This is a genomic window from Caulobacter sp. SRI_008 (assembly GCF_057586355.1).
Window position 1 is genome coordinate 1 of the sequence record NZ_JBYCZS010000055.1, and the last position, 2,613, is coordinate 2,613.

A 2,613-nucleotide genomic window follows, 5' to 3' on the forward strand; every position below is an offset into this window, starting at 1 on the left:
AACTCGATCGGCTCGGTCACCCCGGTCAGGAACGAGGTCAGGGCCAGGGAGACGAGCATGCCGGCCACGGCCTTGCGGCGCTCGGGGCGTGCGGTGTGCAGCATGGCGAGGCACGCGGCCGGCAGGCCAAACATCATCACCGGGAAGAAGCCGCTCATGAAGCCGCCGGCGGTCGGATCGTCGGCGAAGAAGCGGCGAAGGTCGCCGGTGGCCCCATGGAAGTCGCCGATCACGAACCAGGCGATGTTGTTGAGGATGTGGTGCAGGCCGGTGACGATCAGGATGCGGTTGAGGAAGCCGTAGACCAGAAGCCCCCACTGCCCCGAGCCGACGATGGCCCGGCTGGCGGCGTCCACCCCGCCGTTGATGGCGTCGTAGCCCAGGCCCACCAGCCCGGCCATCACCAGGCCCGCAAGGCCGGCCACGATCGGCACGAACCGCCGGCCGCTGAAGAAGGCCAGGTACTCGGGCAGCTTGAAGCCCGAGAAGCGGTTGTAGAACAGCCCGCCGATCACCCCTGAGAGAATGCCGATCGGCACGCTGAGCTTGGAGAGGGCTTTTGCCTTATAGGCCGCCCCGGCGAGAGCCGCGTGGGCTTCGGCCAGGCCCGACGTCGCATCGGCGGGCACGTGCAGCAGGGCCTTGCCGCCTTCGGTGGCGATCAGGAAGCAGACGACGCCCGCAAGCCCCGCCGCGCCATTGTTCTCGCGGGCGAGACCCACGGCGACGCCGATGGCGAAGAGCAGGCCCAGATTGGCGAAGATCGCATCGCCGGCGGCGGCGATGAAGGGGATGTTGAGCAGATCCGGCTGGCCCAGGCGTAGCAAGAGCCCCGCCACCGGCAGCACCGCGATCGGCAGCATCAGGGCCCGGCCGAGCGGCTGGAGGATTTCGAGCGGCGATTTCATCGGCGTCAGGCTCCGAAGCGCTTGGTCAGGTCACGGACCGCCTCGGGCGAGGTCAGGTCCAGGGCTTGGGCGGCAAGGTCGCGGCAGGCGGCAAGGTCGAGGGTGCGCACCAGGGCCTTCACCTCCGGCACGATGGCGGCGGTGGCGGAGAGTTCCGTGACGCCAAGGCCCAGGAGCACGGGCACGGCGGCCAGATCCGAGGCCAGCCCGCCGCAGACGCCCACCCAGCGGCCGTGTTTGCTCGCGCCCTGGCAAGTCTGGTCGATCATCCGCAGCACCGCCGGGTGCAGGGCGTCGATGCGGGCGGCCAGCTCCGGGTTACCCCGGTCCATGGCCAGGACGTATTGGGTCAGATCGTTGGTGCCGATGGAGAGGAAGTCGGCCTCGGCGGCGATCAGGTCGGCGGTGACGGCGGCGGCCGGGGTCTCGATCATCACCCCCAGCTCGACGGGCTGCGTGATCCCCAGCTCCTTCTTGGCCTCTTCGAGCACGGCGCGGACAGCGCGCAGTTCGGAGAGACTGCCGACCATCGGGACCATGATCTTGCATTGGCCCAGGGGCGCCACGCGCAGGATGGCCCGCAGCTGGGTCTTCAGCAGGTGCGGCCGCCACAGGCTGACGCGTACGCCGCGCAGGCCCAGGGCCGGGTTCTCCTCGGCCGGGATCGGCAGGTAGGGCGCGGCCTTGTCGCCGCCGACGTCGAGCGTGCGCACGATCAGCGGCTTGCCTTCGAGCGCGGCAGCCACGGCCTGGTACTGGGCCGCCTGCTCGTCCTCGCTGGGCGGGGTCTCGCGGTCGAGGAACAGGAACTCGGTGCGCAGCAGGCCGCAGCCCTCCGCGCCGTTCGCCGTCGCGGCCTTGGCGTCCTTCTCCGAGCCGACATTGGCGAACACCTCGATCCGCGTTCCGCAAGCGGTGGTGCTCTCTTCATGGGCGGCGGCCTTGGCGGCGGCGCGGCGTTCGTGGCGGGCGGCGATGGCGCTCTGGGCTTGAGCCAGGGCGTCGGCCCCGGGGGCCACCCGCAGGCGTCCGCCCTCGGCGTCGAGGATCAGGGCCGTCCCGTCGGCGATCTCCAGCGCGCCGGGGCCGACGGCGACCAGGGCCGGCAGGCCCATGGCCGCGGCCAGGATGGCCACGTGCGAGGTGGGGCCGCCGCGAGCGGTGGCGAAGCCGGCCACGCGGCTGGGGTCCACGCCCATCAGTTGCGAGGGCAGAAGCTCGTCGGCCAGCAGGATCGCCCCGGCCGGCAGGGCGCGCACGCCCTCCTCTTCCAGCCCCAGCAGCACCCGCAGAACCTGGCGCTCCAGGTCGATCAGGTCATCGACCCGCTCGGCCAGCCGCCGGTCGCCCAGGCCCTTCAGCGCCTCGACATAGCCGCCGACGGCGCGCCGCCAGCCGAAGCCGGCGCTCTTGCCCTCGCCGATCAGCTTGCGGGCGGCGGCGGTGAGTTCGGGGTCTTCCAGGAAGGCCAGGTGCGCGGCCAGGATCGCCTTGCGGGCGGCCTCGCCGGTCTCGGCGGCCAGGGCGATGCGGCTGCGGACCGTGTCGAGGGCCGCATCCAGCGCGGCCAGCTCGGCGGCGACGCCGGCGCCGGTCTCGGCCACCGCGATCGCCTCGACCGCCAGCCGCACGGCCTGGCCGATCGCCAGTCCCGGCGCGGCCATCACCCCGCGCAGCACGCCGGGCTCAGCGGGCTCGGACGGCG

At 72.4% G+C, this 2,613-nt stretch carries 2 protein-coding genes; both read right to left on the reverse strand.

The window, feature by feature from the left end:
* Positions 1-908: PTS transporter subunit EIIC (locus AC2YHT_RS25620; RefSeq protein ID WP_487292606.1), on the reverse strand; the 908-nt coding region annotated here is incomplete at its 3' end.
* Between the two features lie 5 nt (positions 909-913).
* On the reverse strand, positions 914-2,613 hold a 1,700-nt coding region (gene ptsP / locus AC2YHT_RS25625; protein WP_487292607.1), incomplete at its 5' end, for a phosphoenolpyruvate--protein phosphotransferase.